General features: G+C 63.8%; 11 protein-coding genes. 1 reads left to right on the top strand and 10 read right to left on the bottom strand.

All coding sequences use genetic code 11. From position 1 onward, the window contains the following. Positions 1–7: 7 nt before the first annotated feature. Positions 8–316: a 30S ribosomal protein S10 gene (gene rpsJ / locus QRN53_RS16610; RefSeq protein WP_003803825.1), complete on the bottom strand. Its 309-nt coding sequence runs from the start codon at positions 314–316 to the stop codon at positions 8–10. Between the two features lie 395 nt (positions 317–711). Here rpsJ and QRN53_RS16605 point away from each other — a divergent pair, with 395 nt between their 5' ends. Beyond that, positions 712–2148: a GH1 family beta-glucosidase gene (locus tag QRN53_RS16605; protein ID WP_285244932.1), complete on the top strand. Its 1437-nt coding sequence runs from the start codon at positions 712–714 to the stop codon at positions 2146–2148. Positions 2149–2169: 21 nt separating this feature from the next. On the opposite strand, the gene QRN53_RS16600 is transcribed toward QRN53_RS16605, so the two are convergent. The 9 genes from QRN53_RS16600 to rpoB all read right to left on the bottom strand — a co-directional run bounded on the left by QRN53_RS16600 (position 2170) and on the right by rpoB (position 20466). Then, complete coding sequence (locus QRN53_RS16600) at positions 2170–3420, bottom strand: Nramp family divalent metal transporter (RefSeq protein WP_285244931.1); 1251 nt, start codon at positions 3418–3420, stop codon at positions 2170–2172. A 105-nt stretch (positions 3421–3525) separates the two neighbouring features. After that, on the bottom strand, positions 3526–3651 hold the full coding sequence (locus tag QRN53_RS16595) for a hypothetical protein (RefSeq protein ID WP_285244930.1): 126 nt from the start codon (positions 3649–3651) through the stop codon (positions 3526–3528). 29 nt (positions 3652–3680) lie between these two features. After that, entirely contained in the window at positions 3681–7883 is a 4203-nt protein-coding gene (locus tag QRN53_RS16590) for a hypothetical protein (RefSeq protein ID WP_285244929.1), read from the bottom strand. A gap of 150 nt (positions 7884–8033) precedes the next feature. Beyond that, the gene (gene tuf / locus QRN53_RS16585; RefSeq protein ID WP_018760460.1) at positions 8034–9224 is read right to left on the bottom strand and encodes an elongation factor Tu; all 1191 of its coding nucleotides are present in this window, start codon (positions 9222–9224) and stop codon (positions 8034–8036) included. 249 nt (positions 9225–9473) lie between these two features. After that, complete coding sequence (gene fusA / locus QRN53_RS16580; protein WP_285244928.1) at positions 9474–11588, bottom strand: elongation factor G; 2115 nt, start codon at positions 11586–11588, stop codon at positions 9474–9476. 69 nt (positions 11589–11657) lie between these two features. Beyond that, positions 11658–12128, bottom strand: a complete 471-nt coding sequence (rpsG, locus tag QRN53_RS16575; RefSeq protein ID WP_003803829.1) for a 30S ribosomal protein S7 — start codon at positions 12126–12128, stop codon at positions 11658–11660. A gap of 1 nt (position 12129) precedes the next feature. Then, entirely contained in the window at positions 12130–12504 is a 375-nt protein-coding gene (gene rpsL, locus QRN53_RS16570) for a 30S ribosomal protein S12 (protein WP_009358312.1), read from the bottom strand. 451 nt (positions 12505–12955) lie between these two features. Then, positions 12956–16855, bottom strand: coding sequence for a DNA-directed RNA polymerase subunit beta' (locus QRN53_RS16565; protein ID WP_285244927.1), 3900 nt, complete (start codon positions 16853–16855; stop codon positions 12956–12958). Between the two features lie 101 nt (positions 16856–16956). Continuing rightward, the gene (rpoB, locus tag QRN53_RS16560) at positions 16957–20466 is read right to left on the bottom strand and encodes a DNA-directed RNA polymerase subunit beta (protein WP_175316311.1); all 3510 of its coding nucleotides are present in this window, start codon (positions 20464–20466) and stop codon (positions 16957–16959) included. Between the last annotated feature and the right edge of the window lie 173 nt (positions 20467–20639).

The following is a 20639-nucleotide window of genomic DNA, read 5'->3' as shown; positions in this document are numbered from 1 at the left end:
CACCTCCCTACAGCTTGATTTCGATGTTCACGTCAGCCGGCAGGTCGAGACGCATGAGCGAGTCGACGGCCTTCGGCGTGGGATCGATGATGTCGATAAGACGCTTGTGCGTGCGCATTTCAAAGTGCTCGCGGCTGTCCTTGTACTTGTGCGGAGAGCGGATCACGCAGTACACGTTCTTCTCCGTCGGCAGCGGCACGGGGCCAACTACCGTTGCGCCTGCGCGCGTGACCGTCTCAACGATCTTCCGTGCTGAAACGTCAATGACCTCGTGGTCGTATGACTTCAGCCGGATGCGGATTTTTTGTCCCGCCATGTCGCCTGACTCTCTTTCAGTCTGTGCTTCCCCGGTTTAGGGCTGCCCTGTTCACTTACCTGTTGTATGGCTGCCGAAGCATTTGAGGTCGTAACCACCATCCGCCGCACAAACTGAATCCGGATAAATCCGGGTTCCTCACCTTGCCGGCGTAACCGACCCCCGCGGTCGGGCGTGTCGCGCTGGGCGCGCATATGAATCCGCAGTTCCTTGGGGGTGGGTTATGTTTGGTCTTCAGCTTGGACCCTGCACCCGGCATTATCCGGATCGGGACGCGAAGAAGCGCTTGAACAACTCATCTAGTATGCCGGAAAACCGGGCCAGAAGCGAATCGCCGCTTTTCAGGCCCGTGAACTGCCATTGCCGTGCGCGGGACGGCACAGGAAGATAGGGGCATGACCATGGAAGGCACGGAATCGGTGACCGAACTGGCCGGGCGCGTGCCGCCGTCGTTCACCCTGGGTGTTGCGGCAGCGGCGTTCCAGATCGAAGGCGCACTGAAGGCGGACGGCCGGGGACCCTCCGGGTGGGACGCCTTCGCCGAAAAACCGGGGGCGATCCTGGACGGCCACTCCCCCGCCGTCGCGTGCGATCACTACAACAGGCTGCCCGAGGATGTGGCCCTGCTCAAGGACCTGGGCGTTGGCTCCTATCGTTTCTCCCTCTCCTGGCCCCGTATCCAGCCCGATGGCCAGGGCAGCTTCAATGCCCAGGGCCTGGATTTCTACGACCGCCTGATCGACCAACTCCTCGAAGCCGGCGTTTCGCCCATGGCCACCCTCTACCACTGGGATACCCCGCTGCCGCTCGAGCACCGGGGCGGCTGGTTGAACAGGGACACGGCGCATCGGTTTGCCGAGTACGCAAGGGCAGCCGGCGAGCGCTTCGGGGACCGGGTGGCGCAGTGGGTCACCCTCAATGAACCTGTTTCGGTGACCCTGAACGGCTACGCCCTGGGGGTGCATGCACCGGGGCGCCGCCTGATGTTCGATGCCCTGCCTGCCATCCACCACCAGCTCCTGGCACACGGCCTGGGCGTCCAGGCCCTGCGCGCGGCCGGGGTTGCCGGCGGGATCGGCCTGACCAACCTGCACTCTCCGGTCAGGCCCGCGTCAAGGAAGATCGGCGACCGGATGGTTTCCCACCTGTACGACCTTCTGATGAACAGGCTCTACGCCGATCCCGTCCTGCTGGGCCGCTACCCTACCCTGCCCCTGTACGCCAGGCCATGGCTGCGCTCCATTGGCAAAATCTCCGACGCGGACCTGAAGACCATCCACCAGCCGCTGGACTTCTACGGGCTCAACTACTACTTCCCCGTCAAGGTGGCGCTCGGGCCCGGCATCACGCCCCTTCCCGCGGACATACACCAGGAACTGGCCAAGCTTCCCTTCCATGAGGTGGGGTACCCGGAGTACGGCAGCACCGGTTTCGGTTGGCCGGTGGCACCGCACCATCTGGGCATCCTGCTGAAGGAAATGCGGGACCGCTACGGCGATGCCCTGCCGCCGGTGTACATCACCGAGGGCGGGGCGAGCTTCCCCGAGCCCGACCGCGTATCCGAGACATTGGACGACGCCGACCGGGTGGACTATCTGGCAGCGCACCTGGGAACTGCGCTGGAGGCCACGGCGCCCGGCGGCATTGCCGATGGCGTGGACCTGCGCGGCTACTACGTGTGGACGCTGATGGACAACTTCGAGTGGGCCGCCGGCTACTCGCAGCGCTTCGGCCTGGTGCATGTGGACTTTGAGACCCTGGAACGGACCCCTAAACGGTCCTTCTACTGGTACCAGGCCCTCTCGCGGGCCCGGGCACGCCGGGAGAGCTAGCGCAGGGCAGTCCGCCGCTGATCAGGCATGTCCGGACACTGTGAGGACAATCAGCACGCAGTTGAGTCCCACGATCAGCGCGGCGCTGGTCCAACCTGCAATCCGCAGCGGCTTGGAGTCCACATGGATGCCCATCACTTCCCGGCTGCCGGTGAGCCGGATCAGGGGGATCAGCGCGAACGGAATCCCGAAGCTGAGGAGCACCTGGCTAAGGACCAGGGCGAGCGTCGGTTCAATCCCCGCGCCCAGGACCAGCAGTGCCGGGATCAGGGTAATGATCCGCCGGACCAGGAGGGGCACCCTCATCTTCAGCAGGCCCCCCATGATCGTGGCCCCGGCGTAGCAGCCCACCGATGTAGAGGCCAGGCCTGAGGCCAGCAGGCCCACGGCAAAGACGACGCCGATCACGGGCCCGAGTGCCGACGTCACCGCGGCATGCGCCCCGGCAATGGTGTCGGTTCCCTCCACGCCGCGAAGGCTGGTGGCAGCCAGCAGCAGCATGGCGATGTTGACGATCCCGGCAAGAAGCAGGGCCCCGGCGACGTCAACCCGAGTGGCCTTGATCAGCCTGGACCTGACCCCGGGATCCGGCGAGAAGCCATGGCGGTCCCGCGCCAGGGCTGAGTGCAGGTAAATCGCGTGCGGCATAACCGTTGCCCCAAGCATGCTGGCGGCCAGCAGGACCGTATCCGTTCCCTCAAACCGCGGAATCAGGCCCGCCAGGGCACCCCCAGCGTCAGGCGGGCTGACGAACAGACCCGAGACGAACCCCACCGCTATGACACCCAGGAGCGCCAGAATGGCAACCTCGAAGGACTTCTGTCCGTGGCGTGACTGGAGGGCCAGCAACATCATGGAGGCCAGGCCAACGATGAATCCACCGGCGAGCAAAGGCACTCCGAAAAGTAGGTTGAGCGCCACTGCTCCGCCGATCACTTCGGCCATGTCCGTAGCCCCGGCCACAATCTCTGCCTGCGCCCAGTAAGCGCGGCGGCGCCGGGTGCCCAGCCGCTTGCCCAGGATTTCCGGCAGGCTCATGCCGGTGGCGAGCCCAAGCTTCGCGGACTGGTACTGGATCAGCACGGCCATGGCGTTGGCTGCCACGAGGACCCACACGAGAAGGTACCCGAAGTTGGCCCCGGCGGTCAGGTTTGCGGCAACATTTCCCGGATCCACGTAAGCGATGGCCGCCACGAAGGCGGGTCCGAGCAGCAGGAGCCGGGACCAGGCCTTGGGGGCGGCAGGTCCGGCCGTCAGTGTTGGAGCAGCCATCACGTGTCCTCGTCGTTGCGGGCATCAATAAGACGAGGATAGCGCCAATTTAGGCATACCGAAAAGTAGGACTACGGCGTACCGGCAAACCTGCCGTGGATTGTGTTACGGGTTCTTGTTGGACCTGTTGATCCGCTTGGCACGATCGATCTCGTGCCGGAAATACTTCTTGGCCCAGAACGCCCCGGCAACGACGGCAACCGCGATGATCAGGAAAATAAGCCACCCCATGATGGACTCCTTTCAGTGCTGAAACAGTATCAGGGGGCGTTCCGGGCCTTATCCGCCGCGGCCGTACTCCGATTAAGGCGCCAGACCGCGAAGGCAATAAGGCCGACGGCCACAACTGCCAGGAGCGCAAACGTGTACTGCCGCATTGCCCACAGGATGCAGACGGCAATCCCGACCGCACCCCACCTCACAAAGAGCCTGTCACCAATGACCAGCCCGGCAACCAGGAGAACGGCCAGCCATACCAGCAGCCACAACTGCCGGGGGGCGTCGCCGCCGAAGACGGTGCCCACCCCCGACAGGCTGAGCAGCCCGGCGGCCGCACACGCATAGCGCCGGCCGGTGGTGGGACTCCCCATCAGGTATCGCAGGCCGGCAAGCACAGCCGCCAGCAGCATGTACCACTGCGCCACCCAGAAGGGGTCAACGTGGGACACTGCATGCCACGGCTGGTGTCCCCCGGCGGCGCTGAACTCGAACAGGGCCGCCCGCTGGACAGCAGCCACGACAAGGATGGCGGCCATTTCCGCCGCAAGCCTGCGATGGCGGGGTGAAGCTTCGAAGACCGCAACAGCGGCGGCGGCACCGAGGGCGCCCACACCGGCCCACGCGGTGTCATCTCCGTATAGGCCCGCGAATGCGGCCAAGAGGAGGCCAACGACTGCACCGCCCGCCAGGGACCAGCGCCGGATCGGATCATCCGCCAGCGCGGCGGAGCGTGCCCGGCGCGCAGCGTAGAGCCCCGCTGCCGCCACGCCCAGTCCGGCCAACCACGGCAGATAACCAGCCCACTCCCCCGGGACATCGCTCCCTTGTTCTCCCAGCCAGGCGGTCGCCAGCAAGAACGCTCCGCCAAGGACGCCGGCCACCGCGGGCGGATAGAGGACCGGCCAGGCTTCCACATGGGAAGCCGTCAGCAGGACTGCGGCAACAGCCAGCACGGCTACGCCCGGAACCCAGTCAGCCGCTAGTGGCGACACAACCAATACCGCACCAGTGAACGTTCCTGCGGCGGCGAGCCACAGGCGGCGCTCCGGGGCCGCTGAGGTATTGCGCCGCCGCCACTCCGGACCGGTGGCAGTTGCCGCAAGACCCACGAGCAGAAGCACAACGGCTGTTCCGGTGAAGCTGAGCGCCGCCACGTCCCCGAAATAAACCACCGGGCTGAGGGACAAAATACCCAAAAGAAGCCCGTAAACGCCGAAGTAGAGCGCACCTCGGGCAACGAACAACCTGCGGGCCACGACAGCCGAAACCACCAGAAGGCCCAACTCAAGGAGCAATACCCAACGGCCGGCATCGCCCATCCCGCTGCCGCCGCCCGGCAGCGGAGTGCTGAAGTGCGTGCCACGCCACAAAGCCCCGTGCTGCGCAGCGTAGGCCAAAGGCAGAAGGGCCTGGCCTGCGAGGGTGATCCACACTGCGGCCTGCTGGAACGGCACGGCAGCGAGCCGATAACGCATCATCCAGCGGACCACATGCTGGGCGGCAAGGACGAGCGCAAACGTTACGGAGCCAGCCGTAGGTGACGCCGTCACGTCGTCACTGAGTACCAAGGCAAGGCTGGCGGTGAGTACGCGCGCGGCAACGAAGTACCACCCTTTGCTCCGGGCCTGCTGAACCGCCACCACCATGACGGCGGCGAAGACGGCGAAGACACCCAGCAATACCTCTACCACCCGGGCATTTCCCAGCGAGAGGCCCGCCAGGACCAGGAAGGCCACAGGGGCAAACACCACTGTGGCCGCCTTAGTCCGAAGGACGTAGGCCGCCACCGCGGCAGAAATTGCAGCTCCGGACACGACAGCGAGGTGCTGCCAGCTCCCGGAGGATTGCTGCGCCAGGACAGCACAGGCCGCAAACTGCAGCAGGATCACACCGGCGGCATCGGACACTACGCCCGCAGGAGCCCGCCTCAACAGTTGACCGCCCAGCGGCAGTGACAGCTGGACAAGAAGGGCGGCGAAGAGAACCGTGGCGGGATGCAGCACCTCCCCGCCGACAACAAGGCTGCCGCTGCTGTGCTGGAACTGCCGGAACGCTGTCAGCACCAGAACGGTTCCTGTTACCCGGGCTGTCCACCAATAGGCCCACCGGTGCTCTATTGCCGGGAGCCTGGATGCAGAAGCCACCAGGTACGCCAGCAGCAGCAGGAGCACCAGGTTGCCGGCGCCTTCGGTAAGCCTCACGAACGAAAAGGCCGCAAGGATCGCGGCCATCACCGGTGCGAGGATCTCGCCGACGCCGGGCCGCCAGTTGCGCCCGACCGTCGGTTTGCCGGTCAGCAACAGGCCTATGACGATGACAGTTGCCAGCTGGATCAGCACTGCCGCCCACGTCAGCCCTTGGGACCCACGGCCCTCAAATGACGAGATGGTGGCGATGCTTCCGAGGCCGACCAGTGCGAAGCCGGCCAGGCTCACGCCGGATGCGGGGGCGCTTATAGCGAGGCGCTGCATTGCGGCGGAGAGAAGTTGTTGCGCGGCGGCCGCGATCAACAACACGAACCATACGGCCCGGTCCTGCTCCGCGCCGTCGGTCACGGCTGCTGTCACGGCAGGACCCAGCAGCATGCCGGCCAGCCGCGCGTTCAGCACCATGCGGTGCCGCAATGGCCCCTCCGCAGCGTAGGCCCTGGCTGCCCAGAAGCCGGCGGCCAGGGCGAGGAGCGCCGCAAACACTCCCTCACCGATGTGATGGGTGACGCCGGCTGCCAGCAATAGGGCAGGAACCGGGGCGAGCTCTGCGCGGCCGCGGAGCCTGGCAGCCAGGGCAAAGCCCGTGACAAGGCTGAGCAGGACCGGAAGCCACAAGGGCACAGCAGTCACAGCCATCCTGGCCGGTAGGAGGAAGCCCGCGAGGACGACGGCCAGCGCAAAGGCGGCCGTGGCCGCGAACTGGACGCCGAACGTGACGAAAGCGTCACGGCGCCAGCGTGCCGTGCCGCCATGGGGACCGGCGCCGGCCACCGTCTGGTGCCCGCCCGATGCGACGGCAGCGCCTGCGAGCCACGCGTCCAAGCGCCCAGCCAGGAATACAACGGCTACTGATTGGGCGCCGGCCAGGCAGGCAAGCGTGAACAGGGCGTCTGTCCCGCGGCCTATCAGGTGCCAGATCCCGACGACGGACGCGACCGTCAGCGCCACCCTCGCGGCCCTGAAATAGGCCAGCCGAAGACCCACCGCCGCCACTGCAAACACGGCGAAGTATGCCCCACAGGCGCCGAGGACGAGCGCATACTCTGCCTTGCTCAACGCCGCGCCAGTCGGCAGGAACGGTGACAAGGTGGCACCGGCGGCGACACCTGGAACCAGATAGGGGTGCAAGACGGCAAGCGGCCCTGCGAAGAGTGCCGGGAGCCACGCCGGGCGCACGTGAGATAGAAGCGTGAAGGCCACGGCCACGCTGATTATGGCGGCGAAATACCAAACGAGTGCTCCCCCAAGGACCGCAACCCCCGACCAAGCACTCGACACCACGAACGTCAAGGAGAGGTATGTCAGGACTTTGCTCTCCAACCTGATGGCGGCCGCCACGTAGGCGGCGGTTCCCACCAGCGACGTCAGAAGCCAGGTGGCGGGCCCGTTATGCCACGCGAAGTTGTACAGCGCCAGACCCGAAACCGGCACCAGCGCCAGTCCGGTCCCCGTAAAGGCGACGGCGGCGGGCCTCAGGCGGGCGATCTTCGAATGCAGACCCATGCCCAGGCAGTAGAACATGGCGGTAAGGGCTCCGACGCCGGCAAAGCGCAGCATCGGGGGCAAGCTGCTGCCGACGAAGAGAGCCGCAGCCGCTACCAGGAGCAGGCTCGCGACGTAGAGCGTGATGTTGATGTTCTGCCGGTCCCGGCGTTCGCGCCGCGCCTGGCGCTCGGCCGGCGTTGCCCCTGGTGCCGCTGCACGGACACTTGATGCCACAGGCGCGGAGGGCCGTGGCCGCACCTCCCGTGCGAGGCCAACGACGTTTCCCGACGCGCCGGCGTCGGCTTGGCTGGTCCGGGCGGAGGGCGCCGGCACCGGCTGCCTGGCGGGGGCTGCCGGAGCGAATGCCGGGCGGGCTGGTGCAGGCGGCTGGATGGGTTGCTCCATAACGGCCTGCGCCAGGTTCACTCCCTCCGGCGCGGGCTGCTCAACTCCGGTCTCCTGCCGCATCCGGTCTATTTCCGCTATGGCATCCATCCACCCCTGGAAGTGTCCGGCGCGGTACCCTGCGGCATACGACTCGTCCCTCATGTCCGGCCTTCTTCCAACAGACAACGGTTACCCACAAATTAATCCAACGTCTGGATAAATGCTAGCAAAAGAAAACCCCGCTGCGCAGGGCAGCGGGGTTTTCTGTGGATTACCGAATCAATGATTCGGATGGTCCGTGATCAGCAGAAACTACTTGATGATCTTGGTGACACGTCCCGAACCAACGGTGCGGCCGCCTTCACGAATTGCGAAGCCGAGGCCCTCTTCCATTGCGATGGGCTGGATGAGCGCAACGGTCATCTCAGTGTTGTCGCCGGGCATAACCATTTCCGTGCCCTCGGGCAGGGTGATAACGCCGGTAACGTCCGTCGTACGGAAGTAGAACTGCGGGCGGTAGTTGGAGTAGAACGGGTTGTGACGTCCGCCTTCGTCCTTGGAGAGGATGTAGACGTTGGCCTCGAAGTCGGTGTGCGGGGTGATGGAACCCGGCTTGACGACAACCTGGCCACGCTCGACATCGTCGCGCTTCAGACCGCGGAGCAGGAGGCCACAGTTCTCGCCGGCCCATGCTTCGTCGAGCTGCTTGTGGAACATCTCGATACCGGTAACCGTGGTCTTCTGGACCGGGCGGATGCCGACGATCTCGACCTCGGAGTTGATGGCGAGGGTTCCACGCTCGGCGCGGCCCGTAACAACGGTGCCACGACCGGTGATCGTGAAGACGTCTTCGATCGGCATCAGGAACGGCTTGTCGCGGTCACGTACGGGGTCCGGAACGGACTCGTCGACAGCAGCCATCAGGTCCTCAACGGACTTGACCCACTCGGGGTCGCCTTCCAGGGCCTTCAGGCCGGAAACGCGGACAACCGGAGCGTTGTCGCCATCGAAGCCCTGCGAGCTCAGGAGCTCACGAACTTCCATTTCGACGAGGTCGAGGAGCTCTTCGTCGTCAACCATGTCAGCCTTGTTCAGCGCGACCAGCAGGTAGGGAACACCAACCTGGCGGGCGAGCAGAACGTGCTCGCGGGTCTGAGCCATCGGGCCGTCGGTAGCAGCAACCACGAGGATTGCGCCGTCCATCTGGGCAGCACCGGTGATCATGTTCTTGATGTAGTCAGCGTGGCCGGGGGCGTCAACGTGTGCGTAGTGACGCTTCTCGGTCTGGTACTCCACGTGGGAGATGTTGATGGTAATACCGCGCTGACGCTCTTCGGGTGCAGAGTCGATCGACGCGAAGTCACGCTTCTCGTTGAGAGTCGGGTACTTGTCGTACAGCACCTTGGAAATGGCGGCCGTCAGCGTCGTCTTACCGTGGTCAACGTGACCAATGGTGCCGATGTTGACGTGCGGCTTAGTCCGCTCGAACTTTGCCTTTGCCACAGGTTCCTCCTAGAACGTTTTCAAATGACATACCCTTCTGCCGCTCTTGTCGCGGCAGAAACTCAGGTAAGTCTACTTGGGGGGCTTTGGATTGGTGAAATTGCAGATTCAGGAACTAATACTAGTCCCTAGAGCCTGTTCGTGCAGATGGCCGGAATCCGGTCTGGACCGTAGCCGGCCATCTGCACCGGCTGTGCTTTCCGTTGCCGGCAAGCGCACCCGAGTTTGTTGCTTTGAGAAGTCCGGAGACTATTCGCCGCGGGTCTTCTGGATGATCTCGTCGGCAACTGCCTTCGGGACCTCGGCGTAGCTGTTGAAGGTCATGGAGTACACAGCGCGGCCCTGGGTCTTGGAGCGCAGGTCACCGATGTAGCCGAACATGCCGGACAGCGGAACGTGCGCGCGGATGACCTTGACGCCCTGTGCATCTTCCATGGACTGCATCTGGCCACGGCGGGAGTTGAGGTCACCGATAACTTCACCCATGTATTCCTCAGGGGTGCGGACCTCTACATCCATCAGCGGTTCAAGCAGTACAGGGTTCGCCTTGCGTGCAGCTTCCTTGAAAGCCATACGGCCGGCGATCTTGAACGCCATTTCCGAAGAGTCAACATCGTGGTAGGCGCCGTCAATAAGCGTGGCCTTGATGCCGACGACCGGGTAGCCGGCCAGGACGCCGTCGTTCAGCGCATCCTGGATACCCGCGTCAACAGACGGGATGTACTCGCGGGGAACGCGGCCACCGGTGACCTTGTTCTCGAACTCGTACAGCTCGCCTTCGGCAGTGTCCAGCGGCTCGATCGCGATCTGGATCTTTGCGAACTGGCCCGAACCACCGGTCTGCTTCTTGTGCGTGTAGTCGTGGCGTTCGACGGCGCGCTTGATGGTTTCGCGGTAAGCAACCTGCGGCTTGCCCACGTTGGCCTCGACCTTGAATTCGCGGCGCATGCGGTCCACCAGGATGTCCAGGTGGAGTTCGCCCATGCCGGCGATGATGGTCTGGCCGGTGTCTTCGTTGAGGGACACCTGGAAGGTGGGGTCCTCAGCGGAGAGCTTCTGGATGGCCGTGGAGAGCTTCTCCTGGTCACCCTTGGTGTTCGGCTCGATAGCAACCGAGATCACGGGCTCCGGGAAGCTCATGGACTCGAGCACGATCTGGTTGTTGGAATCACACAGGGTGTCACCCGTGGTGGTGTCCTTCAGACCGATGGCTGCGTAGATGTGGCCGGCGGTAGCGCCCTCAACGGGCATTTCCTTGTTGGCGTGCATCTGGAACAGCTTGCCGATGCGCTCCTTCTTGCCCTTGGTGGAGTTGACCACCTGGGCGCCTGCTTCCACGTGACCGGAGTACACGCGGATGAAGGTGAGCTGGCCGAAGAAGGGGTGCGCAGCAATCTTGAACGCCAGTGCCGAGAACGGCTCGTCGGCGGAAGGCTTGCGGGTCAGTTCCTTCTCTTCGTCGCGAGGATCGTGGCCGACCATCGGGGGGACGTCGAGCGGGTTCGGCAGGTAGTCCACAACTGCATCGAGCATGGGCTGAACGCCGCGGTTCTTGAAGGCGGAGCCACAGAAGATCGGGTACAGCTCAGAGTTGATGGTCATCTTGCGGATGCCGGCCTTGAGCTCGTCGATCGAGATCTCTTCACCCTCGAGGTACTTCTCCATGAGTTCCTCGGAGGACTCGGCGACCGTCTCAACGAGGTTCGCGCGGTACTCTTCGGCCTTTTCCTGGAGGTCAGCGGGGATTTCGCGGATCTCGTACTTGGCACCCATGGTCACGTCGCCCTTGGCGTCGCCCGGCCAAACCAGGGCACGCATGTAAAGCAGGTCGACGACGCCGATGAAGTCGTTCTCGGCACCGATGGGGAGCTGCATGACCAACGGCTTGGCACCGAGGCGGCTGATGATGGTGTCTACGGTGAAGTAGAAGTCAGCACCGAGCTTGTCCATCTTGTTGACGAAGCAGATACGCGGAACGTTGTACTTGTCAGCCTGGCGCCATACCGTCTCCGACTGCGGCTCAACGCCTTCCTTGCCATCGAAGACGGCGACTGCACCGTCGAGGACGCGCAGGGAGCGCTCAACCTCAACCGTGAAGTCCACGTGGCCGGGAGTGTCGATGATGTTGATCTGGTTGTTCTCCCAGAAGCAGGTCACGGCGGCAGACGTGATGGTGATGCCGCGTTCCTTTTCCTGTTCCATCCAGTCAGTGGTCGAAGCGCCGTCGTGCGTTTCGCCGATCTTGTGGTTCACACCCGTGTAGAACAGGATGCGCTCGGTTGTGGTGGTCTTGCCGGCATCAATGTGGGCCATGATGCCGATGTTGCGGACCTTACTAAGGTCGGTAAGCACGTCCTGTGCCACGGGGTCTCCTTTTGGGATGGACTACACGTTCGCCGCCGGCTCTGTTGAGCCGGCGGCGCCCGGGGAGTATTACCAGCGGTAGTGTGCGAAGGCCTTGTTGGACTCGGCCATCTTGTGGGTGTCTTCGCGACGCTTCACAGCGGCACCGAGACCGTTGGACGCATCCAGGATTTCGTTCTGGAGACGCTCGGTCATCGTCTTTTCGCGGCGGGCCTTGGAGTAGCCAACCAGCCAGCGCAGGGCGAGTGCGGTGGAACGGCCCGGCTTGACCTCAACCGGAACCTGGTAGGTGGCGCCACCGACGCGGCGGGAGCGAACCTCAAGCGACGGCTTGACGTTGTCCATGGCCTTCTTCAGCGCTGCGACGGGGTCGCCACCGGACTTGGCGCGTGCGCCCTCGAGGGCACCGTAGACGATGCGTTCTGCAGTGGACTTCTTGCCGTCAACAAGCACCTTGTTGATGAGCTGGGTTACCAGCGGGGAACCGTAAACCGGATCCGAAACGAGCGGCCGCTTGGGGGCCGGACCCTTGCGAGGCATATTACTTCTTCTCCATCTTTGCGCCGTAGCGGCTGCGGGCCTGCTTACGGTTCTTCACACCCTGGGTATCAAGGGCGCCACGGACGATCTTGTAGCGGACACCGGGGAGGTCCTTAACACGACCACCGCGGACGAGCACAATGGAGTGCTCCTGCAGGTTGTGGCCAACACCGGGGATGTAGGCGGTAACTTCCACGCCGCCGTTGAGGCGAACACGCGCCACCTTACGCAGAGCCGAGTTCGGCTTCTTCGGGGTGGTGGTGTAAACGCGGGTGCAAACACCGCGGCGCATGGGGCTGCCCTTAAGCGCGGGAGCCTTGGTCTTTGAGACCTTAGGCGTGCGGCCCTTGCGGACCAGCTGGTTAATCGTAGGCACTCTCGTGTTCTCCGTTTTATCCGGAGTGGCTGTTTCCGGCCACTCTCCTGTTGCGTTGCCCCGCCGCCCGGGCCCTGAAGAGGATCTCCATGGCGGCGAAGGCGAAGCCTTTAATAGTCGGATCGCATACCGGGAAGGAGCTTGCGATCCTATCAGTCCCTAGGCATGCAAAAATGTGGCATACGTTGCACAAGAACCCTGCAAACCGGAAACGTCGCTCTGGTTCAGCCTTTCAGCTGGTACCGGCGCACTCATCCACTGCCACAATAACAATTGGTAACTAGTCTACCACGGACACTGTCCAAGCCTTAATCGACGCCTCCCCCTGCATCGATTGCTCCGTACTTGTCGTTATGGGCCGCCAAAACGACAAGTACGGAGCAATCGACGGGTTAAACGGGGATGGTCCCCCACCTTGCGGTGCGGGACCATCCTTCGTCAGGCTTCCGGGTCAGCGGAAGTCGTTGCCGAGATCGTAGTCATCCAGCGGGATGGCGTGGAACTCGGGAGCTCCGTCACCGCCCAGGGTGTCGTACGAGAAGTCACTGAATGCGCTGGGGCCGGTGAACAGGTTGGCCTTCGCTTCTTCAGTGGGCTCGACAGTGACCTCGGTGTAGCGCGGGAGGCCCGTGCCGGCCGGGATCAGCTTACCGATGATGACGTTTTCCTTCAGGCCCAGCAGCGGGTCGCTCTTGCCTTCCATGGCCGCCTGCGTCAGGACGCGGGTGGTCTCCTGGAAGGAAGCTGCCGACAGCCAGGACTCGGTGGCCAGCGACGCCTTGGTGATGCCCATGAGCTCGGGACGTCCGGAAGCCGGAGTCTTGCCCTCGGACACAACGCGGCGGTTGGCCTCCTCGAAGCGGCTGCGCTCGGCGAGCTCGCCGGGCAGCAGGTCGGATTCACCGGATTCGATGACCGTGACGCGACGCAGCATCTGGCGAACGATAACCTCGACGTGCTTGTCGTGGATACCGATGCCCTGGCTGCGGTACACGCCCTGGACCTCGTCCACCAGGAACTTCTGTGCCGCACGCGGGCCCATGATGCGCAGGACCTGCTTGGGGTCCACCGGGCCGTTGATCAGCTTCTGTCCGACGGCGACGTGGTCGCCGTCTTCGATCAGCAGGCGTGAACGGCGCAGGACCGGGTAAGCGATCTCTTCCGATCCGTCATCCGGGGTGATGACCAGGCGCATCTGGCGCTCGGACTCTTCGATGGTGATGCGGCCGGCTGCTTCAGCAATCGGTGCAACACCCTTCGGAGTACGGGCTTCGAAGAGCTCCTGGATACGGGGCAGACCCTGGGTGATGTCGTCGCCACCGCCGGCGGAAACAGCACCACCGGTGTGGAACGTACGCATGGTCAGCTGGGTACCGGGTTCACCGATGGACTGTGCGGCGATGATGCCCACGGCCTCGCCGATGTCCACGGTCTTGCCGGTGGCCAACGAACGGCCGTAGCACAGGGCGCAGGTGCCAACGCTGGACTCACAGGTGAGTACGGAGCGGACCTTGACCTCGGTGATGCCTGCCTTGAAGAGCTCAGCGATCACAACGTCGCCGCAGTCGGTGCCGGCGGCTGCGAGGACATTGCCCTCGGAGTCGACGACGTCGACGGCCAGCGTACGTGCGTAGGCGCTGTTCTCGACGTTCTCGTCCAGGACGAGCTCACCGTTGGAATCGGCGACGGCGATGGGCGTGACCAGGCCACGCTCGGTGCCGCAGTCCTCTTCGCGGACGATGACGTCCTGCGAGACGTCCACCAGACGACGGGTCAGGTAACCCGAGTTGGCGGTACGCAGTGCGGTATCGGCCAGACCCTTACGGGCACCGTGCGTGGCGATGAAGTATTCCAGCACCGACAGGCCCTCACGGTAGGAGGACTTGATGGGGCGCGGGATGATCTCACCCTTCGGGTTGGCCACCAGGCCACGGATACCCGCGATCTGGCGGACCTGCATCCAGTTACCACGTGCACCGGAGGACACCATGCGGTTGATGGTGTTCATCGGCGACAGGCTCTCGCGCATCACTGCAGCGATGTCGTTGGTGGCCTTGTTCCAGATCTCGATCAGTTCCTGGCGACGCTCGTCGTCGTCGATCAGGCCCTTGTCATACTGGCCCTGGATCTTGGCGGCGCGTTCCTCGTAACCGGCAAGGATTTCCGGCTTGGCCGCCGGAACCTCGATGTCGGAGATGGCGACGGTGACGCCTGAGCGGGTGGCCCAGTAGAAACCGGCATCCTTGAGGTTGTCCAGCGTTGCCGCGGTGACGACCTTCGGGTAGCGCTCGGCAAGGTCGTTGACGATGCGGGACAGTTCGCCCTTGTCGGCAACAGCCTCAACCCAGGGGTAGTCCTCAGGCAGGGTCTCGTTGAAGAGGACCTGGCCCAGGGAGGTCTGGACGAGAGCAGGCTGACCCTGCTCCCAGCCTTCCGGAGCTTCCCAGCCGGCGTAGGGCACGAAGCCTTCGAGGCGGATCTTGACCTGCGAGTTCAGGTGCAGCTCGCGGGCGTCGAACGCCATGATGGCTTCCGAAACCGAACCGAAGATGCGGCCCTCACCGGCTGAACCCTTGCGCTTGGTGGTCAGGTGGTACAGGCCGATGATCATGTCCTGCGAAGGCAGGGTGACCGGACGTCCGTCAGACGGCTTCAGGATGTTGTTCGAGGACAGCATCAGGATGCGGGCCTCAGCCTGCGCCTCGGGGCTCAGCGGCAGGTGGACTGCCATCTGGTCGCCGTCGAAGTCGGCGTTGAACGCGCCACAAACCAGCGGGTGCAGCTGGATTGCCTTGCCTTCAACAAGCTGCGGTTCGAACGCCTGGATGCCCAGGCGGTGCAGGGTAGGTGCACGGTTGAGCAGCACCGGGTGTTCGGTGATGATCTCTTCGAGCACATCCCAGACCTGCGGGCGGTAGCGCTCCACCATCCGCTTGGCCGACTTGATGTTCTGGGCGTGGTTGAGGTCAACCAGGCGCTTCATCACGAACGGCTTGAAGAGCTCCAGCGCCATCTGCTTGGGCAGGCCGCACTGGTGCAGCTTCAGCTGCGGGCCGACAACGATGACCGAACGGCCGGAGTAGTCGACGCGCTTGCCGAGGAGGTTCTGGCGGAACCGGCCCTGCTTGCCCTTGAGCATGTCGCTCAGGGACTTCAGCGGACGGTTGCCCGGTCCGGTGACCGGACGGCCGCGGCGGCCGTTGTCGAAGAGGCTGTCAACAGCTTCCTGAAGCATGCGCTTCTCGTTGTTGACGATGATCTCCGGGGCACCGAGGTCAAGCAGGCGCTTGAGGCGGTTGTTCCGGTTGATCACGCGGCGGTAGAGGTCGTTGAGGTCGGAGGTCGCGAACCGGCCACCGTCCAGCTGGACCATCGGGCGCAGTTCCGGCGGGATCACCGGTACGGCGTCGAGCACCATGCCGAGCGGGCTGTTGTTGGTGGTCAGGAACGCGTTGACCACCTTCAGGCGCTTGAGGGCGCGGGTCTTGCGCTGACCCTTGCCGTTGGCAATGATGTCGCGCAGCAGGTCGGACTCGGCCTGCATGTCGAAGTTCTCAAGGCGCTTCTTGATGGCTTCGGCACCCATGGAGCCTTCGAAGTACATGCCGTAGCGGTCGCGCAGTTCGCGGTACAGCCCTTCGTCACCTTCAAGGTCGGCGACCTTGAGGTTCTTGAAGCGGTCCCAGACCTGCTCGAGGCGCTCGATGTCGGCGTCGGCACGCTTGCGGACGTTGGCCATCTGGCGGTCGGCGGAGTCGCGGGCCTTCTTCTTGTCGGCAGCCTTGGCGCCTTCGCCCTCAAGGCGTGCGATTTCGCCTTCGAGGTCGCGGGCGATCGCGGCGATGTCGGCGTCGCGGTTGTCGATCAGCTGCTTCTTCTCGATGTCGTGCTCAACCTGGAGGTTGGGCAGTTCTTCGTGGCGGGCGGCCTCGTCGACGCTGGTGATCATGTAGGCAGCGAAGTAGATGACCTTCTCGAGGTCCTTCGGGGCCAGGTCAAGGAGGTAGCCCAGGCGGGACGGAACACCCTTGAAGTACCAGATGTGCGTGACCGGGGCGGCCAGCTCGATGTGGCCCATGCGCTCACGGCGGACCTTGGCGCGGGTGACTTCGACGCCACAGCGCTCACAGATGATGCCCTTGAAGCGCACGCGCTTGTACTTGCCGCAGTAGCATTCCCAGTCCCGGGACGGGCCGAAGATCTTCTCGCAGAAGAGTCCGTCCTTCTCGGGCTTGAGGGTGCGGTAGTTGATGGTTTCCGGCTTCTTAACCTCGCCGTAAGACCAGCCGCGGATGTCTTCCGCGGTGGCGAGGCCGATCTGCATGAGGCCGAAGGAGGATTCGCTGGACATATGGTCCCTGTTCTCTCTTGTTCTCTAAATTCTGAAGTCTTGACGAATGAGGGAGGTGGGGTACGACGGCGGGTGGGCACCCGCCGTCGTACGCCCGCCTGCTAGACCTCTTCTACGGAGCTGGGCTCTGCGCGAGACAGATCGATGCCCAGTTCTTCCGCAGCCGTGAAGACTGCGTCATCAGAGTCACGCATTTCAATTGTGGTTCCGTCCGTGGAAAGCACTTCCACGTTCAGGCACAGCGACTGCATTTCCTTGATCAAGACCTTGAAGGATTCGGGAACGCCCGGCTCGGGGATGTTCTCGCCCTTGACGATCGCTTCGTAGACCTTCACACGACCGTGGATATCATCCGACTTGATCGTGAGGAGTTCCTGGAGGGTGTAGGCGGCGCCATAAGCTTCGAGCGCCCACACTTCCATTTCACCGAAGCGCTGGCCACCGAACTGCGCCTTACCACCCAGCGGCTGCTGCGTGATCATGGAGTACGGGCCGGTGGAGCGCGCGTGGATCTTGTCGTCCACCAGGTGGTGGAGCTTCAGGATGTACATGTAGCCGACCGAGATCGGATCCGGGAACGGCTCGCCGGAGCGGCCGTCAAACAGGCGGGTCTTGCCCGAGGAGTTGATCAGGCGGTCACCGTCGCGGGTCACGTTGGTGGAATCCAGCAGGCCGGTGATTTCCTCTTCACGGGCACCGTCGAATACCGGCGTTGCAACAGTGGTGGGACCACTCTCGCGCGGCAGGTTCGGCAGCTGCTTGACCCATTCGGGCTCGCCTTCGATCTTCCAGCCGGTCTTGGCAACCCAGCCGAGGTGCGTTTCGAGCACCTGGCCCACGTTCATACGGCCCGGAACACCCAGCGGGTTCAGGACGATGTCAACGGGGGTGCCGTCAGCAAGGAAGGGCATGTCCTCGATCGGGAGGATCTTGGAGATAACACCCTTGTTGCCGTGGCGGCCGGCGAGCTTGTCGCCGTCAGTGATCTTGCGCTTGGCGGCCACGTAGACGCGGACCAGCTGGTTCACGCCCGGGGGCAGTTCGTCGTCGTTGTCGCGGTCGAAGACGCGCACGCCGATGACGGTGCCGGACTCGCCGTGGGGAACCTTCAGGGAAGTGTCGCGGACTTCGCGGGACTTCTCGCCGAAGATGGCGCGCAGCAGGCGCTCTTCCGGGGTCAGTTCGGTTTCACCCTTCGGGGTGACCTTTCCGACCAGGATGTCCCCTGCTTCAACCTCGGCACCGATGTGGATGATGCCGCGCTCGTCCAGGCCTGCAAGGACTTCCTCGGACACGTTGGGGATGTCACGGGTGATTTCCTCGGCACCAAGCTTGGTGTCGCGGGCATCGATCTCGTGCTCCTCGATGTGGATGGAGGAAAGGACGTCCTCGGCAACGATGCGCTGCGAGAGGATGATAGCGTCCTCGAAGTTGTGGCCTTCCCATGACATGAATGCCACGAGCAGGTTCTTGCCCAGTGCGAGTTCACCCTGGTCCGTAGCCGGGCCGTCGGCGATGATGCCGCCAACTTCCAGGCGCTGGCCTTCGTTCACCAGGACGCGGTGGTTGTAGCAGTTGCCCTGGTTGGAGCGGGCGAACTTGTTGATGCGGTAGTTGGTCTCGGTGCCGTCGTCGTTGAGCATGATGACGAGCTCGGCGGAAACCTCGGTGACCACACCGGCCTTCTTGGCGATGACAACGTCACCTGCGTCGACGGCGGCAGCACGTTCCATGCCGGTACCCACGAACGGGGCCTCGGAACGGACCAGCGGCACGGCCTGGCGCTGCATGTTGGCACCCATGAGTGCACGGTTGGCGTCGTCGTGCTCCAGGAACGGGATCAGGGCGGTTGCCACGGACACCATCTGGCGCGGGGAAACGTCCATGAACTCGACGTCCGCGGCCGGAACCAGGACGGGCTCGCCTCCACCACCGCGGGCACGGACCAGGACGGTCTCTTCGGCGAACTTCTTGTTCTCGTCCAGCGGGGCGTTGGCCTGGGCGATCAGGACCTCTGCCTCGTCGTCGGCCGTCAGGTACTGGACGTCGTCGGACACGACGCCGTCCTTGACCAGGCGGTACGGGGTCTCGATGAAGCCGAACGGGTTGATGCGGCCGTAGGATGCCAGCGAACCGATCAGGCCAATGTTCGGGCCTTCAGGAGTCTCGATGGGGCACATACGTCCGTAGTGGGACGGGTGCACGTCACGGACTTCCATGCCGGCGCGGTCACGGGACAGACCACCGGGGCCAAGGGCCGACAGGCGGCGCTTGTGGGTCAGGCCCGAGAGCGGGTTGTTCTGGTCCATGAACTGCGACAGCTGGGAGGTTCCGAAGAACTCCTTGATGGCTGCAACCACGGGGCGGATGTTGATCAGGGTCTGCGGCGTGATGGCCTCGACGTCCTGGGTGGTCATACGCTCGCGGACGACGCGCTCCATACGGGACAGGCCGGTGCGGACCTGGTTCTCGATGAGCTCGCCGACGGCACGGATGCGGCGGTTGCCGAAGTGGTCGATGTCGTCGATTTCGACGCGCAGGTCCACTTCCTGGCCATCGCGGGTGCCCTTGATGGTCTTCTCGCCGGCGTGCAGCGCGACAAGGAACTTGATCATGGCAACGATGTCTTCAACGTGCAGAACCGAAGCTTCCTTGTCACCAAGGGAGCGGTCGATGCCGAGCTTGCGGTTGATCTTGTAACGGCCAACCTTGGCCAGATCGTAGCGCTTGGAGTTGAAGTACAGGTTGTCCAGCAGGGACTGGGCAGCCTCGACGGTGGGCGGCTCGCCCGGACGCAGCTTGCGGTAGATGTCCAGCAGGGCGTCTTCGCGGGTTTCGGTGGCGTCCTTCTCCAGGGTTGCCCGCATGGAATCGTACTGGCCGAACTCTTCGAGGATCTGGCCTTCGGTCCAGCCGAGGGCCTTCAGCAGGACGGTGACCGACTGCTTGCGCTTGCGGTCGAGGCGGACGCCGACCTGGTCGCGCTTGTCGATTTCGAGCTCGAACCACGCACCGCGGGACGGGATGATCTTGGCGGTGAAGATGTCCTTGTCGCTGGTCTTGTCGGCAGCGCGCTCAAAGTAGGCGCCCGGCGAACGGACCAGCTGGGAGACGACGACACGCTCCGTGCCGTTGACCACGAAGGTGCCCTTCTCGGTCATCAGCGGGAAATCGCCCATGAACACGGTCTGCTGCTTGATTTCGCCCGTGTTGTTGTTCATGAACTCGGCCTTCACGTACAGCGGAGCCGAGTACGTTGCGTCCCGGTCCTTGCACTCGGCCATGGTGTACTTGGGGTCAGCGAACTCCGGATCGGAGAAGCTCAGGGACATGGTGCCCTGGAAGTCCTCGATCGGGGAGATCTCTTCGAAGATGTCCGACAGGCCGGACGTGGTGGCGACGCTGAGATCGTTTTCTTCGACAGCCTTTGCCACGCGTGCCTGCCAGCGCTCATTGCCGACCAGCCAGTCGAAGCTGTCTGTCTGCAGGGCAAGCAGATTCGGAACGTCAAGAGGTTCGTGAATCTTTGCGAATGAGAGCCGGCGAGTGGCACCATCAGTGCTGTCGGCGGTGTTAGCGGTTTCGTTATTAGAGGTGCTCGAGGCGACCAAGAGGGATCCTTCCACAGACCTTCAGGCGTTTTCAGATCTCCCCCGCTGTGCACCCTGCGAAAGTGACTCCGCAGCGCTACCATCCGGTTCCGCTATATGACCCGGGACCCGCGCTGACGATGCTGTGACGTTGTCACGGCACGTTGATTGCCAGCTGCCAGGCAAAGCCCACC

This window comes from Pseudarthrobacter sp. fls2-241-R2A-127, assembly GCF_030209355.1.
Lineage (GTDB): Bacteria > Actinomycetota > Actinomycetes > Actinomycetales > Micrococcaceae > Arthrobacter.
The sequence above is the reverse complement of the archived record's forward strand: the minus strand, read 5'-3'. Positions and strand labels throughout refer to the sequence as shown.